The 16,205-nt window shown below is 62.0% G+C and carries 16 protein-coding genes and 1 tRNA gene; all 17 read right to left on the bottom strand.

Annotated features, from left to right (window positions below):
* Window positions 1–144: 144 nt before the first annotated feature.
* The 17 genes from BV95_RS21265 to BV95_RS21190 all read right to left on the bottom strand — a co-directional run bounded on the left by BV95_RS21265 (window position 145) and on the right by BV95_RS21190 (window position 16,160).
* On the bottom strand, window positions 145–2,424 hold the full coding sequence (locus BV95_RS21265; protein ID WP_037456999.1) for a DEAD/DEAH box helicase: 2,280 nt from the start codon (window positions 2,422–2,424) through the stop codon (window positions 145–147).
* Complete coding sequence (locus BV95_RS21260) at window positions 2,421–4,244, bottom strand: site-specific DNA-methyltransferase (protein ID WP_162179774.1); 1,824 nt, start codon at window positions 4,242–4,244, stop codon at window positions 2,421–2,423. Before BV95_RS21260 ends, BV95_RS21265 begins: the two co-directional genes overlap by 4 nt.
* 152 nt (window positions 4,245–4,396) lie before the next feature.
* Complete coding sequence (locus tag BV95_RS24660) at window positions 4,397–4,801, bottom strand: exonuclease (RefSeq protein ID WP_234703269.1); 405 nt, start codon at window positions 4,799–4,801, stop codon at window positions 4,397–4,399.
* On the bottom strand, window positions 4,719–5,183 hold the full coding sequence (locus BV95_RS24655; protein WP_234703268.1) for an exonuclease domain-containing protein: 465 nt from the start codon (window positions 5,181–5,183) through the stop codon (window positions 4,719–4,721). Before BV95_RS24655 ends, BV95_RS24660 begins: the two co-directional genes overlap by 83 nt.
* 16 nt (window positions 5,184–5,199) lie before the next feature.
* Window positions 5,200–5,922: an RES family NAD+ phosphorylase gene (locus BV95_RS21250; protein WP_051749931.1), complete on the bottom strand. Its 723-nt coding sequence runs from the start codon at window positions 5,920–5,922 to the stop codon at window positions 5,200–5,202.
* Window positions 5,919–6,332: an MbcA/ParS/Xre antitoxin family protein gene (locus BV95_RS21245; RefSeq protein ID WP_037456997.1), complete on the bottom strand. Its 414-nt coding sequence runs from the start codon at window positions 6,330–6,332 to the stop codon at window positions 5,919–5,921. Before BV95_RS21245 ends, BV95_RS21250 begins: the two co-directional genes overlap by 4 nt.
* 130 nt (window positions 6,333–6,462) lie before the next feature.
* Entirely contained in the window at window positions 6,463–7,677 is a 1,215-nt protein-coding gene (locus BV95_RS21240) for a tyrosine-type recombinase/integrase (protein ID WP_037456994.1), read from the bottom strand.
* Between the two features lie 153 nt (window positions 7,678–7,830).
* Window positions 7,831–7,906, bottom strand: a tRNA-Phe gene (locus BV95_RS21235).
* Between the two features lie 50 nt (window positions 7,907–7,956).
* Window positions 7,957–8,151, bottom strand: coding sequence for a DNA gyrase inhibitor YacG (locus BV95_RS21230; RefSeq protein ID WP_013848297.1), 195 nt, complete (start codon window positions 8,149–8,151; stop codon window positions 7,957–7,959).
* Complete coding sequence (locus BV95_RS21225; RefSeq protein WP_037456992.1) at window positions 8,141–9,130, bottom strand: hypothetical protein; 990 nt, start codon at window positions 9,128–9,130, stop codon at window positions 8,141–8,143. Before BV95_RS21225 ends, BV95_RS21230 begins: the two co-directional genes overlap by 11 nt.
* Before the next feature lie 6 nt (window positions 9,131–9,136).
* Window positions 9,137–9,709, bottom strand: a complete 573-nt coding sequence (locus tag BV95_RS21220; protein ID WP_037456990.1) for a Maf family protein — start codon at window positions 9,707–9,709, stop codon at window positions 9,137–9,139.
* 12 nt (window positions 9,710–9,721) lie between these two features.
* Window positions 9,722–9,940 carry a translation initiation factor IF-1 gene (gene infA, locus BV95_RS21215; protein WP_003049127.1) on the bottom strand — a complete coding sequence of 73 codons (219 nt, stop codon included), beginning with the start codon at window positions 9,938–9,940 and terminating at the stop codon, window positions 9,722–9,724.
* Between the two features lie 59 nt (window positions 9,941–9,999).
* A complete protein-coding gene (locus tag BV95_RS21210) occupies window positions 10,000–11,289 on the bottom strand; it encodes an adenosylmethionine--8-amino-7-oxononanoate transaminase (RefSeq protein ID WP_037456987.1) in 1,290 nt (429 codons plus the stop codon).
* 270 nt (window positions 11,290–11,559) lie between these two features.
* Complete coding sequence (locus BV95_RS21205; protein WP_037456985.1) at window positions 11,560–11,988, bottom strand: DUF4168 domain-containing protein; 429 nt, start codon at window positions 11,986–11,988, stop codon at window positions 11,560–11,562.
* A gap of 218 nt (window positions 11,989–12,206) precedes the next feature.
* Complete coding sequence (locus BV95_RS21200; protein WP_037456983.1) at window positions 12,207–14,222, bottom strand: M13 family metallopeptidase; 2,016 nt, start codon at window positions 14,220–14,222, stop codon at window positions 12,207–12,209.
* 199 nt (window positions 14,223–14,421) lie between these two features.
* Window positions 14,422–15,039 (bottom strand): dethiobiotin synthase, encoded by a 618-nt coding sequence (bioD, locus tag BV95_RS21195; protein ID WP_037456980.1) that lies wholly within the window; start codon window positions 15,037–15,039, stop codon window positions 14,422–14,424.
* Complete coding sequence (locus tag BV95_RS21190; RefSeq protein WP_037456977.1) at window positions 15,036–16,160, bottom strand: 8-amino-7-oxononanoate synthase; 1,125 nt, start codon at window positions 16,158–16,160, stop codon at window positions 15,036–15,038. Before BV95_RS21190 ends, bioD begins: the two co-directional genes overlap by 4 nt.
* Window positions 16,161–16,205 lie beyond the last annotated feature (45 nt).

Raw genomic sequence — 16,205 nt, 5'->3', positions numbered from 1 at the left:
CGGTAATGCCAGCGCCGGATTACGCTCAATAACGCCATGTCCAACACTCCATGACCCCTCGCTCGCCAAAGCCAGGGGTGAGTTCAACATGGGTCACTTCTCAGTGGAAATATCGGCCCTTCCCGGGTCAACTCTCAGTGGCAATCAACAGCGCCGCCCCGTCGGCAGCATGATCGTCACAGCCCAATCACTGTTCTCCTGAAGCCGCAGCCACCATTTGACGACGCCACTCGTGTCGGCGTCAAGAAGCTCCGCAAATCGTCGTTCGTTGCGATTCATGTTCGGTGGGAAGATATCATAGGCACCCAGTCGGCTCGGAACGGCGGTCGCGTTGGCATCCAGCTGTAGTGGCGGGATCAGCCCTGCATCCTCAACAACCGGTAAGACCGCTTGCTTGAGTGCCTCAGGTAAGGCACTTGGACGTGAAAGGGCGAACAAATCGATCGCTCGCCGGAGCGGCACGGGGTCGCTCGTGTCGATGCCCCGTTCATCGCAACGGCGGATGAATTCTGCCATCAGCGCCTGCTTGAACGCCCGGGCACTGACCGCCTCATTGAACTCGAAACTCTGCTGAGCCGCCTGCGCGATTCGTGTGTCAGACATTCTTACACGGACGGTTTCTTCGGCCTGATCCTCGAGGAACAGGTCGCGTAGCGACACATTGGCACGACCGAGAACGCGACCTAGGTAGTCGCTCGGATTAATGTCCATCGCGAACACAGCACGCGCGGCCGCTTGAACGACGCGGCCATCAAGTTCTTCAATCGCTGGCAAACGTTCGCGCCGGAGTCGCTCCGGGATACCGCGCTCACGGCGGAGCTGGTAAGTTCGCCCCGCACCCGTAGGTAGCATGGGCGGGCGGGCTGCCTGCTCAGGCAGCTCCTCACCGAACAACGGAGTCGATGAGAGGGTACGGAGATATTCGGCCTGGATCAGTATGCGATCTTGTTCATCCGTCGGCGCAGCACGCACTGCTTCGTCGATGAGCCCGCTCGATATGAGGCTCTCGAGGCGCAACTGACGTTCGATATTGTCCTTCGGTGGCGTCGGCGCATGGGGCAATGACGATCGGTGGGCACCAAGAGCAGAGGCGGGTGCGCTTGTAAACTCGAGAACCTGCAATTCATCAGCGACCGATGAAATAGAGGTGCGGACGGCGCGGAGCTCCTCGGCCGCAGCATCAAGACCTGCTTGAATGTTGGGGTCAGTCAGAAAGACATAACCACGGTCAAGCAACCTGTCGTCACCATGAATTGGCCGAACCGCCTTGTGGACACGCATGATGCGGCCGACGACCTGCAAACCGAATTGGGTCCCACGAGTTGGACGCACTGACACCAGCGTCCAAGCGCGTGGAGCATCGAAGCCAGTTGCCGCCGCAACCTTGAAGATCAAAACTTCTTTGGATGGATCGAAAGCAAGGCTGTGGAAGTCGGGATCGGGTTCCCCGCTCGTGTGAACCGCGATCATGCTTTCAACGACGCCGATCTCGAGCAGCTTTGCCTTCACGCGCGCAATCGGATCGGTACTGCCTAGACTCTGGTCCTCGACCTGCACAAGCATGAGTGGCGTGACTTCTATCTGCCGCTCGGTGAGGCGTTCGCGGATTTCGACGTGCTTTCGCCATGCCACTGTGAGCGCGGCTTGTTCGGTATCAATTAGAGCCGCGTCCTGACCTTCGAGACGGATAAGGCCAAGCATCAGTCCAAATTTGTTTAGGCCGGCGTCCACCGCCTGCTGGCGGGAAATGATAATACGATTCTCAACTGTAACACCAGCGAGCGTTTCAAACTCTTCGAGTTTCGCGTCGTTGGGCGTTGCCGTCGCAAGGAGGGTAAAATCTGGTTTCAGAACATTGAGATAAAAATTGGCAGCGGCCTGAGCGTTTGCTCCAAAATTGAGGTGCGCTTCGTCAATGACCACCCCAATGCGGAACCCCTCCGCTCGAAGATCGGCAAGCATCTCGTCTAGGGACGCGCCATCTTCCCCAGCGGTGCGGACGCGCCGACCTTCGGTACGATTCGTTGCGACCAGTGCCCAAGTCTGCAAAAAGACGTCACCATCAGCCGCAATGGCTGCACTGCGGTCGCGGGTGATATCGCGCAGCCGAACCCCCGGGCACTGCTGCGCGAGTGCCTCGCGAGTTTGCGTAATAAGTCCGCTAAATGGTGCAAACCAGAACCAGACGCACCGACCATCCATTTTTCCGCGCAATGCTTCGAGCCCTCGCCCGAGTATCAGGGTCTTACCCGAACCAGTAGGCGCCTCAAGTAGGACGGCGCCGATCCGACGCGCTATTTCCTGACGCTTTTCCGGATAGACCGTTTGATATTCGGCAGTCGTCGCGACCGACTCGACGATCGCAGTTACCGCATCGCGCTGATACCCAGCGAGCGAGACGAGGGGCGAATTGTCTGCGGTCATCGGCGGTAGTTCGCGAGCAAGGTTTCACCAATTGACCGCAACTCGAGGTCGACGCCTTCCCAACTAGCGGCGAGGCCTCCTGGCGCCCAGCTATAAACGAAAACATTGTGACGAAGTGCCGTGTGGGCAGCAATCGCTTCGAAAAGCGCAGGACTGGGACTTCGGACCATCACCAATATTTCGTCGCCTTCCTCGTGCATCTGCCATGCGTCCCCACGCCACGGCGTTGTAGGAAGCTCGTGAAGAACCTCCAAAGCCGTCCAAGCTTGCGCATCGCTAAAATCATAGTCGATATCTTCGTATCGCATGGTGGCAAGCCGCAGATATGCGAACGGGGCATAGAGTGGTTTGAGAGTTTTATCGTCAGCTGCGTTCAAACGTCGGATGCGTTCCGCCGTGACCTGTTCGGCGATGTTGCGGGTCGGAACCTGCTCTGTTCGTTCGGTCGATGACACCATGACGAAGCGACGGCTGCCTTGATCCTCTGCGTTGAGTTCCATGACTGCCTGCGCCGTTGTCGCGCTGCCCGCGAAGAAATCAAGGATAACGTCTCCTGGCCCAGTGCATTGGGCAAGTAGGCCTTTGATCAGGCTCGGTGGTTTGGCATAGTTGAACGCCTTTTCGCCGAAAATCGCCTTAATTGTTTTCGCACCCTCGTCGGTCGTTCCGGCCAAAATTGCATTCTCGTCATCGCCAATCGTATCTTTTTCAGAGCGCGGCGTGATCCAGGACGAGAGCGGTTGGGTCGCGCTCTTCAAATCCTTAATGTAGCGTTTGAAGCCAGGCGAACCGAAGCCAATCGTTCGTCCCACCCATGCATCAAACTCAGGAAGGTCTTCCCGGATGAATGGTGGCGCCTCACCAGCGCGTACAGCGGCAATCAGTGCCTCCCGCGTCTCGTATCGCACTGTCTTTGGATTTTCAGGGAACGCTACCCGTCCATCCGCGACCCAGTCTTCGATGAACTTCGTCTTGATCCGCGCACTCGCCCCCGAACGCTCACGACTCGCATAGGACCAGACGCGGTCTGGATTAGCCGGATAATAGATGTCGGACGTGGGGTCGCGCAGCGGATAATAAGCTTGGCCTGCGCGCTTGTCGTTGTAGGCGACGGCCACCGTCATGTCGCTGATGCGATATTTCTCGCCATTAGCGTCGGTGTATTTGTACATCTCAAGCGACTTTTCGGTGCCACCGAAACGAAAATCGGAGGCACCATAGACAAGGATATGCTCGTGATTGTCAGAAAGAAAAGCTTCACCGCCTTCGTTTCCTCCAACCCGCGTCCGCCAAACGAGTGAGCCCTTGCGCATGCCAGGCATAACCTCGTCGAGCAGAAGTTCGAGGCGCGCACGATTCTCGTCGTTGATTGAAACTAGCAAGACCCCGTCGCTGGTCAGGAGATCGCGTGCTAGGTCAAGACGCCGATACAAAAATTCGAGCCAGGTGGAGTGGCGCCAGCGGTCCTCTTTCTTAATATAATGGTCATTATAGACCCAGTCCTTAGCGCCCGTGTTGTAAGGCGGATCGATATAGATGCACTTTACGCGGCCTCGCATCGTCATGCGCAACCACCGCAGCGCATCAAAATTGTCACCTTCAATCACGAGATTCGGCCACCCCGAACTGCGATTCTGCGGATCACTGAGTGGAGTAACGAGATCTGCCGCGACGAATTCTGAGGCAAGCGTTGCATCGACTTCGATCTCGTGGCGCTCCCAAACGAGGCCAAGTTTTTTTGTCCGGTCGCGCTTCTCGAGCAAGGCTATAAGCTGCTCGCGGCTAAGTTCGCCATATTTACTTAGACCGGTATCGGTCATGCGCATCGCTGCCCTTTTTATGCGTACCATCGTGGCCCAACGTTCGGTAAAGGTGGCACCAAAGCGAAGCAAGTGCGTCAGGCAATCTTCTTAAATCTTAAACCCGCTACTTTAGCCCATTTCCCACTAGAGAGGCTTGGATGGCGCCGCGATCAGCGATGTCTATCGCAGGCAGTAACAGGCAGAAACGCAGGCTCACCATACCCTCCATAAACGTCGTTCAGCAGCCATGCGCGTTCCGCATCCCGGCCTTCTTCCCCAACATACTTCCACCAGAAGCGTAGCACGGCATCCCAACGGTATCCGCGCGATTTCAGCAGATCCTTGGCGTCGAACGGTGCGTCGACGGCGTTCACGCGATATGTTGGCCGTTCCGAACAGGCGATAAGCTTTGCCAGGATCGTCTCCCCATCCGGCAAGCCGTGCGAAAGCAGATAGAGCAGCGCAAGAATGTCATTTTCGGCCCTGTGTCCCTCATAGAACCATCCGCATTGCGCAACGAGGTACGCGAGGCCCCGCCCCTCGAACCCAAGTTCGAGCCAATCCAGCTCGGCCATCGAGCATACCCAAGGCTTGCCGGCTATCGTTGGCAGACGCCTGTCCAGCGATGTCGTCTACTGCAAGGCCGGTAAGTTTGGTGATCTTTGGATCGATCGGAATGCCGGGATCTTCACGCCAAACCCGTGGCAATCCAACCTGTACAATCCGACCACGATCATCGAACCGGAACCGCTGCACAGCGAGTTCGATGATGCGATCGGTATCGCGATCGAGCCCGGTTGTCTCCACGTCGATCACAACGCCTATCCGGGAAGAGGTCTTCGTATCTGCCACATGAAAATGAGCTACAGGGACAAGGCGACGCTGCACGCGATAGTCCGCATGCTTGCTCAGAAATTCAGCGGCTTGCTTATGTCTATCGGTCACAGGGCTATTCATCTGCGAGAGCCTCCCGTCATGAGCCCTCCACCACCCTGAAGACCGCGCCGCTGCCACCGTCCCGAACCAGATCCACCCGCCTTCCGTCCCAATGATAGTCGAGATGTCTGCCCTGAACTGGATTAGAAGCACAATCCGGATAGAAAAGCGCGACGCAATCGCCGCCGGCCTGCCGGACGCTTGGGTAGGCTAGCCCGTCCGAGCCTGCCCCGTGAAGGCTGGCGGCCAGTTTTTGCGCCGCTCCATAGCTGTCGGGATCGAGACACGACATAAACGCCTCGTCGGCTCCTCTGAGATCATGCAACATAGCATCCACCTTCAGGACGATCTCCCGGAATTGCGACGTCCACCCCGACCGCTCGGCCGTCCGGGCCATGAAGCGCGCATGATGATGAATCGTCTCGAAAAGCGCGGTTTCATAGCTTCGCGCGACATAGAGAACGCCATAGCTTCCGCCCGAGAAGCGACTCGGCCGGTCAGGGCTAAAATGGGTGAACGGTGCCATCAGATAGGATGCCCCGGTGCCGCCGACCCGCCGCTCGGGTGGGACAAGATCGAGGTTGCCGACGGACGTCATGATCCGGGGGTTCGTCTTCTGCTCAGCCGAAATAAGGAGAGGCCAGTCGGCAGGGTCTGCAATGTTCTCGAACACATCGATGGGAGGATAGATGCTGCGGATGATCCTGACCGCGCCCTCCCATTCGACCCTGTTGACCGGCGGCGCCGCAACTCCCGTCACCAGCCGCCCCGTTCCGCGTCGAGATAGCGCCGCACCCGCATGATGTCGGTCAGTTCGCCACCTAGCATGACTGCCAGTGCACTCGTTCCCTGGAAGGCCGCATTGGGTGCTTTGATCCAGTCATAGCCCCGTTGAGACTCCTGAAAGATGAGGCGCAGCGCCTTATGGATGCCCATGAGGTTAGAGAGCCTGGCAAGCCCGTCGCGGGAGATGCGGCCCGGCCCTTCCGCCTTCCAGCGACGGAAGCTGCGCACCGGCATATCGGTCAGGACGGCAGCCTGCTCGTCCGTCACCCCCCATTTGGCGAAGAGGTTGAGTGCTGCACGAAACATCGCGCCACCCTCTTCCTGGGTGAGCGGTTCCAGCCGAAACGGGGCCGGGATTGTCTCAATGGGTTGCAACATGGCCATAAAGCGTCTCCATATGGCATGATATATATAAATAACTGCCAAATGGCAATATCCCCCCGCTGCCTTATGCTCTATTTTGCATAAACGCCGGTTATGCGCTGAATCGCATAAGCCATCGCTCCCTTACCCCTCAGCGCCGGCCAAACCTCCCCTTGATCACCTTCTCGGTGGCCCGAAGCTGGTCGAGATAGTCGCTCCAATATTGCATCATCTTGACGCGTTCGTTCCAGTGCTCGCCGCGCAGATAGGCCCGCCGCACGTCATTGCTTTCGACATGCGCCAACTGCCGCTCGATCGCGTCCGGGTGCCATTTGCGGCTCTCATTGAGCAGCGTGCTGGCCGTGGCGCGAAAGCCGTGCCCGGTCACCTGCGTCTTGTCATATCCCAGGCGTCGCAAAGCGGCGTTGACGGTATTCTCGGACATCGGGCGTCGGGGATCGCGAATACTGGGGAACAGATATTTCGAGTGGCCGGTGACCGGGTAGAGCACTTCCAGCAAATCTATGACCTGTGTGGATAGTGGAACGCGATGCTCGCGGCCCATCTTCATTTTCTCGCCCGGGATCGTCCAGATCGCCAGATCGGGATCAAACTCTGACCATTCTGCATGGCGCAGCTCTCCGGGCCGAACGAAGGTGTGGATGCCGACCTTGAGGGCAATCTCCACGGCCGGCTGGCCTTCATAACCCCATATGGCGCGCAACAGCTCCCCAACCCCGCCGGGGTCGGTGATCGCTGCCCGATGGGTGACCTTGGGCGTGATGAGCGCTCCCTGGAGATCGACAGTGACGTCGCGCCGCGCCCGACCCGTGGCAATGGCATAGCGGAAGATGCTGCCGCATGTGGTTCTCAGCCGCCTCGCTGACTCATATCGCCCCTTCACCTCGACCGTGCGCAGGACAGCAAGGATCTCCGGGGCGGTCAGTTCGCCAATGGGCCTGTCTCCAATGATCGGCTCGGCGTAGCGCAGGAGCCAGCGCATCTTCTCCATCGTCGCGGCGGAACGCCCCTCAGCTTCGATCTTGGTGAGCCATTCCTGCGCGACGGCGCCGAAACTGTCCCCGCCGCTTAGTGCGAGGGCGCGTTGAAGCTTTTTGTGGGTCGAGGGGTTCGTACCCCGGTCGAGCAACTTGTTCGCCTCCGTGCGCTTCTCTCGCGCCTCCTTGAGGGAGACCTCTGGATAGACGCCAAGCGACAAGGTCTGCCGCTTACCGCGATGCGAGAAATTCCAGCGCCAGTAGCGAGCGCCGTTCGGGTTCACGAGCAGATAAAGTCCATGCATGTCCGCGACCTTGAAGGGCTTGTCGCGAAGGGCGATTCGGCGGATGGCGGCATCGGTGAGCATGACGATAATTTCCCGGTCCTGATGCCGAGAAAACTACCGTTCAAGCAACCGGGTCGCAAGGTACAGGCCCGGACGGGGCTGGACGAGATACCGCAAAACCGCCAAAAAGTACCGTCAGTTCCGGACGGCTAAGGACAGGAAAATCAAGGGAAATGGTGCCCGGGGACGGAGTCGAACCGCCGACACTGCGATTTTCAGTCGCATGCTCTACCAACTGAGCTACCCGGGCACGAGGCCGGTGAGGACCACCGGTCGCTTGGTGAGGCGTGCCTATAGGCATCAGGCCGGGGTGCTGTCTACCCCATCGTCGCCACTTTTTTTCATCTCGTCCGAAGCGGGCGCGCCGGGGACGCGATAGCCGTCGCCCAGCCATTGCAGCAGGTCGCGGTCGCGGCAGGCCTTTCCGCAGAAAGGGCGGGTTTCGGGATGCGAAGGCTGGCCGCAGATCGGGCAGGAGGAGGCTTTAGGCGACATGGCCCGCCGATATGGTCAGCGCCGCGTCCGCCTTCAACCCGATCGCGCCGCCGCGACGTTTGGCGAGTTGTTCGATCCAGTCGGTCGCCTTGTGCAGGCGGTCGATGATCGCGGGGGCGGCGGTGATCGTCGCGGGGCCGCCATTGCCGTGGCGTTCGGCGCGGCGCAGCAGGGCGAGCGCCGCCGTCTCGACCGGATCGGCGCGGAGCAGTTCCATGAGGTTCATGCGTTCCCGGCGGCGGATGATCTGGATGAAGCCGAAGCCGTTGACCGCCGTGCGTTCGAAGGGGAGCGGCAGATATTTGTCGATCTGGGCGGAAGCGACGGCGCGTTCGTCCTTGTTGTTCATCGTCGGCAGGTCGATGCCGATGGAGCCGGTTAGCCCTAAGCGGCGGATCGCCTGGGCGGCCAGTTTCGCGCCCTTGGGGCCGAGCTTGGCGGGCGGCATGGAACCGTCGACGTCGATCAGGATCATCGCGGGCGTGGGGAAGATGCGCAGGGCCGCTTCCTCCGTGCCGATGTCGCCGGAGATCGCCTCTTCCATCAACTCGCTCCAGCCATGGGCTTCGAGGCGGTCTTCCTCATGCGCGGGGCAGGGGACGATGGGCAGGCCGGTGGCGCGCAGGCGCTGGAGCAGGCTTGGGGCAGGATGCGCCTTCGAGCCGGGCTGGGCGATGCGGGCCTTGGCGAGTTTGGCTCGGCCTTCCTCCGGGATGGCTTCGCGCAGGATTTCGAGCAGGACGGTTGCGCCCTCCGCGATCTTCGGCGGAATGGGTTCGACCAGCACTTCCTCGCCGGAGATCAGGCGGGCAATGCCGCGCTTCTTGGGGATGACGGTGCGGACCAACTTGCCCTGGATGACCGCGCCTGCGCGGGCGGCGTCGCTTTCCCGTTCGATCTGCGCTTCGACCAGGCGGCCCTTTTCGATCAGCGCGGCGCGGGCTTCGCCAATGCCTTCTTCGTAGAGCCATTCAGCCATGTTTGGTCAGTCCAGTGGATAGCCCGCTGCCTTCAGCAGCGCGCGGGTTTCGTAAAGGGGTAGGCCCATGATCGCGCTGTGGCTGCCCTGGATGGCGCGGATGAGGCCTGCGGCGCGGCCCTGTATCGCATAGCCGCCTGCCTTGCCGTGCCATTCCCGCGACGCGATATAGGCGTCGATTTCAGCGGGATCGAGGCGTTTGAAGGTCACGATGTTGGTCGAGAGGCGGTGGCGCGCCCTGCCCCCCGCATCGATCAGGGTGATCGCGCTCAGGACGCGGTGGCGGCGGCCGGAGAGGAGTTGGAGGCATTGGCGCGCCTCGGCTTCGCTTTCCGTCTTGGGCAGGATGCGGCGGCCCGCCGCGACCACGGTGTCGCCGGAGAGGATCAGCGCGCCGGGATGGCGAGCCGCCACCAGCGCACCCTTTTCGGCGGCGACGCGGACGGCGTAGGCGGCGGGAAGTTCGCCCTTCAGCGGCGTTTCGTCGAGGTCAGCCGGGTCCACCGCGTCCGGAGACGCGCCGATCTGACCCAGAAGTTCACACCGTCTGGGAGAAGCCGAGGCAAGGATGAGCCGCATGCGTGAAGCGGCTTATTTGAAGCGGTAGGTGATCCGACCCTTGGTCAGGTCGTAGGGGGTGAGTTCGACCAGCACTTCGTCGCCCACCAGCACGCGGATGCGGTTCTTGCGCATCTTGCCGGCGGTGTGGCCGAGGATCTCGTGATCATTTTCAAGCCGCACGCGGAACATGGCGTTGGGGAGAAGCTCCACAACCTGTCCGCGCATTTCAAGCAGTTCTTCTTTTGCCATAATATCCTGGGAAACCGAAAAATCGCGCCGCCATAGCGCCAAAATGCCGAAAAAGAAAGTCAGGCTGACGCGCCGAATGCATCACCGGCTTTTTGGAGCACCGCGAAGACATGATCGAGTTGATCCGCGTCGAGGCAATAGGGCGGCATCAGGTAGATGGTGTTGCCGAGCGGGCGGAGCAAGAGGCCCTGTTGTTCGGCGAAGGCGCGCAGGCGCGGGGCGAGGTCGGAAAGATAACCGGCGTCGGGCGCAATCAGGTCGATGGCCGCTATCACGCCCAGTTGGCGGGGGTTTGAGAAGGCGGGATGTTCTGCCAGCCTTTCGAGTCGCTCCGCCATGCCCTGGCCGAGAGACGCGATGCGGCCCAGCACATCCTCCTCCCGCCAGATGGCGAGGTTGGCGGCGGCGGCGGCGCAGGCGATGGCGTTCGCGGTGTAGCTGCTCGAATGGTAGAAGAGGCGGGCGCGGTCGGTCGACCTGTGCGCTTCGAAGATGCGTGGGCTGGCGAGCGTCGCTGCGAGCGGGATGGCGCCGCCGGTGATGCCCTTCGCCACCGCCATGATGTCCGGAACGACGCCCGCCTGTTCGCAGGCGAAGAGAGTGCCGGTGCGGCCCCAGCCGGTCATCACCTCGTCCGCGATGAAGAGGACGTCGTGGCGGGCGCAGATCGCCGCCATCTCCCGCAGGACGGATGCGGGATAGATCAGCATCCCCCCCGCCCCCAGGATCAGCGGTTCGACGATGAAGGCGGCGGGCTTTTGCGCGCAAGCCGCCTCCAGTGCGTCGAGGGTGGCCTGCTCCTGGCCTTCATGGGGGAAGGGGATGGTGTCGACGTCGAACAGAAGGGGCGACCAGGCGGCGTTATAGACGCCGCGCTCGCCCACCGACATCGTGCCGATGGTGTCGCCATGATAGCCGTGCTGGAGGACGAGGATGCGGTGGCGCGGTTCGGACAGGCCGTCCAATGCGCGATTATGCCAATAGCCGAGCGCCATTTTGAGCGCGACCTCCACCGCCGTGGAGCCGCTGTCGGAGAAGAAGACATGGGCGAGCGGGTCGCGGCTCGGCGCGCGGGGGGCGAGGTCGACAAGCCCTTGTGCCACTTCCTCCGCAGGGCCGTGGGTGTAGCCTGCGAAGATGAGCTGATCCAGCTTGCCCGCCTGATCGGCGATAGCCGCCGCGATCCGGGGATGGCAATGGCCGTGGGTCGTCACCCACCAACTGGCGATGCAGTCTATGAGCGTGCCGCCGTCGGCCAGATGCAGCAAGGCCCCCTCCGCCCGTTCGACGTGGGGGATCGGCTCGTTCAGGCCATGCTGGAAGAAAGGGTGCCAGACAGGGGAGGTCATGGCCGTTGCCTAGAGGGATTTGCCCTCTGATGGAACATCTGACGGGAAATTGCTGAGATCGGCGAGGTTATTTGGAATTCGTTAGGGGATGCGGACTGTCCTATTCCTCCCCATCGATAGATGGGGAGGGGGACCAGCCGAAGGCTGGTGGAGGGGAATGGGGCATGACCTCCGAATTTCCCCTCCACCACCGCTTTCAGCGGCGTCGAAGAGAGTCACGTGCCTCTCTTCGACCCTCCCCACGCTTCGCGTAGGGAGTAATTTGGGTGCTTATCGTGCGGGCGGGGTTGCCGGAGTGGCCGGGGCAGCGCCCGCAGCCGGAGCTGCGGGGGCGACCGAGGTTGGCGCGGCCGCCTGAATCTTCTGTTGGAGCGCCGGATCAGCCGCTGCGGCCTGACCGATCTGGTTGAATTTTTCCGGCGGGATGCCCGACGCCTGGAGCGCCGCGAGCATCTTGGGCTGCTTGTCGGCGGCGGCGATGCTGCTGTCCTGCTGGATCTTCGTCACCTCGACGGCGGCAGCGGCGAACTGCTTGATGTCGGCGTCCGAGAAATTGCTGGCGCCAGCAGCCGGGGCGGCAGGAGTGGATTGCGCAGGCGCGGCGGGCGCGGCAGCATCCTGCGCAAGGACCGGGGCGGCGGATGCCAGCGCGATCGTTGCGGCACCGGCTTTCAGAAGGATGTTATTCAAACCCGACAAATTTCTTCTCCTCAAACTTAACCATGGTTTGAACGCCAAGCTGTGGAAGAGGTTGTAGGGATAAAAGAGCGATCCGATAAAATGTTGCATTTAAGAGACGGTCAACAAGGAAAATGCAGTTGATCGCATGACCAAAACGTTTCGCCGTTGCGGAAAATCATTGCTTTAGCGGAACTAAAAAGGGGCCGGATTCGCACCGATCCGGCCCCTTTCGATTCTTACCAGATCTTCACCCTGTCTTGCGGCGCAAGATAGATTTTACCGCCTGCCTCCGGCTTGAAGGCCGAATACCATTGGTCGAAATTCCGCACGGTGTCGGCGCGATATTGCGACGGGGAATGCGGATCGGTGACGAGTCGCTGGCGCAGATTGGGTTCGCGATAATTGCGCCGCCATACCTGCGCCCAGCCCAGGAAGAAGCGTTCGTCGCCGGTCGTGCCGTCGATCACAGGCGCGGGCCTGCCGCCCAGCGAGGCATGATAGGCGTCGAGCGCCACCGCGACGCCCGCCAGGTCGCCGATATTCTCGCCCAGGGTGAAGGCGCCCTTCACATGCGCGCCGGGGAAGGGTTCATAGGCGTCATATTGCTTGACCAGCTTGTCGGTCAGCGCCTTGAAATTGGCGACGTCCCGGTCGCTCCACCACTGGTTGAGCTTGCCTGTCTCGTCATATTTCGCGCCCTGATCGTCGAAATGATGGCTCAGTTCATGGCCGATCACCGCGCCGATGCCGCCATAATTGACCGCCGGATCGGCATGGGGATCGAAGAAGGGCGGCTGCAGAATCGCGGCGGGGAAGACGATCTCCACCATGCCGAAATTGGCGTAGGCGTTGATCTCCATCGGGGTCATGCCCCATTCCCAGCGGTAGATCGGCTTGCCGAGCTTGCCCATCTGATAGTCGAATTCAAACTGGTTGGAGCGCAGCGCATTGCCGAACAGGTCGTCGCGCTTCATCGTCAGGCCGGTATAGTCGCGCCACTTGTCGGGATAGCCGATCTTGGGCGTGAAGGCGGCCAGCTTCTTGTGGGCGCGGGCCTTGGCCGGGTCGCTCATCCAGCTGAGACCGTCGATGCGGCGGCCCATGGCGGCGATCACATTTTTGACGAGCTGGTCCATCGCCGCCTTGGTTTCGGGCGGGAAATATTTGGCGACATAGACCTTGCCGACTTCCTCCCCCATGGAGGATTTGAGGAAGTCCACGGCGCGTTTCCAGCGGGCTTCGCGTTCCGGCGTGCCGGACAGGGTGGTGCCGTAGAAGGCGAAATTCTCGTTCGCGATGGCGTCGGGCAGGGTGTCGGCAAAGCCGTGCAGCGTGCGCAGCAGCAGCGCGTCCTTGAGGACGCCGATCGGGGCCTTGGCGATCAGCGCGGCTTCTCCGGTGACGGCGCTGGGCTGCGACACCAGCAAGTCCCTGGGCGCGAGTTTGTTGGCGGCGAAATAGGTCGCGAAGTCGAAGCCGGGCGCGGCCTTTTGCAGGTCGGCCAGCGTCATCTTGTTATAGGTCTTGTCGGCGTCGCGGCTGTCGACCTGGGTCCAGTGGACCTTGGCGACTTCCGTCTCGAACGCCATCAGCGCGGCGGCGCGGGCCTTGGCATCGGCTTCTCCGGCCAGGGTCAGCATCTTTTCCAGATGCGCGACATAGGCGGTGCGGATCGCCGCCATCTTGGCGTCCGGTTCCAGGTAGAAATCGCGGTCGGGCAGGCCCAGGCCCGACTGGTGCAGGACCAGGATGTAGGTTTCCGGGTCTTTGTCGTCCTGATTGACGTAGAAGCCGAAGGGGCCGTCAATGCCTGCGCGGGCGGCTTCGGCGGCGAGTTTGGCGTAGGCGGCCTTGTCTTTCACCGCCTTGATCTTCGCGAGCCAGGGTTTGGCGGGGGTCAGGCCCTTTTTCTCCACCGTGGCGGCGTCGAGATAGCTGGCATAAGCATTGCCGATCTTGCTGTTCGGGTCGGCCTGCGCGGCGTCGAGAATGGCCTTGGTCCGTTCGCGGGACAGGTCGTCCAGCGTGTTGAAGGCGCCGTAATTGGACTTGTCGGCGGGGATCGGGGTGTTCTTCGCCCAGGCGCCGTTGGCATGATCGTAGAAATCGTCGCCGGGCTTGACCGACTTGTCCATGCCTGCGGTGTCGAAGCCATAGCTGCCGTAGGTCGGCTTGGCCGCCGGGTCCGTTTGAGCGACCGACGCGCCGGCGGCCAGCGCAACTGCCGCTGCGCCGAGAAGGAGATATTTCATCAAAGCTTTCCCTTGCTTTATGTGATGCAGGGAATTGAGCGTCCGATAGCGGGGATGTCCATGTCGTTGGTCGAAAAAATCGGCGCTTTTCGCTTTGCCTCGCCCCGCGTTTTGTTGTCACACTCTCCGTTCGTTTCGAGCGAAGTCGAGAAACCTGCGCATATCGTTTCTCGACTTCGCTCGAAACGAACGGGGGTCTTTAGTCCGGCAGGCGGATCGATGTTGCGAAGGCCGTCCGCAAACTCTCCGTATCCAGCGGATCGAGATGGGGCAGGCGGCCAAGACTGGGCACTTTCCCCAGCAGCGGAATGATCCGCTCATTCTCCTCATGCGGATCACCGATGAAGGCGATCCCGGCGATTTCGATCCCCCGCGCCCGCAGCGCCTCTATGCTGAGCAGGCTGTGGTTGATCGTGCCCAGCCCGGTTCGGGCGCAGAGGATGACCGGCGCGCCCCAAAAAGCGAACAGGTCGATCATCAGCAGCGTCTCGCTGACCGGGACCATCAGGCCGCCCGCCCCCTCCACCACCAGCGGGCCGTCGACCTTCGGCAGAGCCAGCCGGTCGAGCGCAATCTCCACCCCGTCGATCCGCGCCGCCAGATGGGGCGAGGCGGGCGTGGTCAGGCGATAGGCTTCGGGCAGGATATGCGAGGCGGGAAGGCCGGAAAGAGCGGCCACCCTTTCCTTGTCGCCTTCGGGGTCGACGCCCGCCTGCACCGGCTTCCAGTAATAAGCGCCCAGCGCCCCGGCGAGGCCTGCGGCGAACACCGTCTTGCCGATGTCCGTGTCGGTGCCGGTGACGATGAAGACGCTCATGCCGTCACCCGGCGCAAGGCTTCGCCCAGCGCGGCGATGTCGGCGCGGCCGACATTCAGGGTGAGCGAAATGCGCAGGCGGCTGGTGCCCGGCGGCACGGTCGGCGGGCGGATGCCGCGCACGTCGAAGCCCGCATCCTGCAGGGCGGCGGCGGCGGCCATGGTGCGGCGGTCCTCGCCCAATATGACCGGGATGATCTGGCTGCGCGGCGCGGGCAGGCCGAGCGGGGCGCAGATCGATTCGGCGGCGTCGACCTGAAGGGTCTTGAGCCGGGCGCGCAGGTCGCTCGCCTGTTCGATCCGGTCCAGCGCGGCCGACACCGCGACCGCCATCAGCGGCGACGGCGCGGTGGAGAAGATGAAGGCCCTCGCCCGGTTGATCAGATAGTCGATCAGCAGGCGCGGACCGCAGATCAGCGCGCCTTCCACCCCCATCGCCTTGCCGCAAGTGTGCAGCGTCACGACATTGTGGAGGCCGTCGAGGCCCGCCGACAGGCCGCGACCGGACGGACCGAAGACGCCGGTGCCATGCGCTTCGTCCAGGATCAGCATGGCGTCGTGCCGGGCCGCCAGCGTCGCGAGGTCGCTGAGCGGGGCCATGTCGCCGTCCATGGAATAGAGCGTTTCCACCGCGATCCAGACGCGGCCCTTGCCCCCCTCCTGCCGCCAGGCGGCGATCAGGTCGGCGAAGCTCTGCACGTCGTTATGGCGGGCGAAGACCGTCACCGCCTTCGACATGCGGATGCCGTCATGGACGCTGGCGTGGATCAGTTCGTCGGCGACGATCAGGTCGCCCCGCTGGGGCAGGGTCGAGAATAGGGCGAGATTGGCGGCGAAGCCGTTCGCCATGAACAGCGCGCCCTGGGTCTTGAAGAAATCGGCGGCCTTCGCCTCCAGCCCCTCATGTTCGGGGGCGTTGCCGCGCAGCAGGCGCGATCCGCCCGAACCGACGGGCACCCCCCGCGCCACGGCGTCCGCCACCGCCTGCGCGACGAGGGGGTCGGATGCGAGGCCGAGATAGTCGTTGGAGGCGAAGTCCCGCCCGGAGCGGGGAATCAGACGACGCAGGCGGCCGCGCTTCTCTAGCGCCGCCAGTTGCGAGCGGAAGGGTTCGCTGGTCATGGCGCGGCGTATAGGCGCGGCGGGGTGGGGTGGGCAAGTCTGGCG

The organism is Sphingobium chlorophenolicum, assembly GCF_000722875.1.
Classification (GTDB): Bacteria; Pseudomonadota; Alphaproteobacteria; order Sphingomonadales; family Sphingomonadaceae; genus Sphingobium; species Sphingobium chlorophenolicum.
Note: the sequence above shows the minus strand (reverse complement) of the source record. Positions and strands in the feature narration are given on the sequence as shown.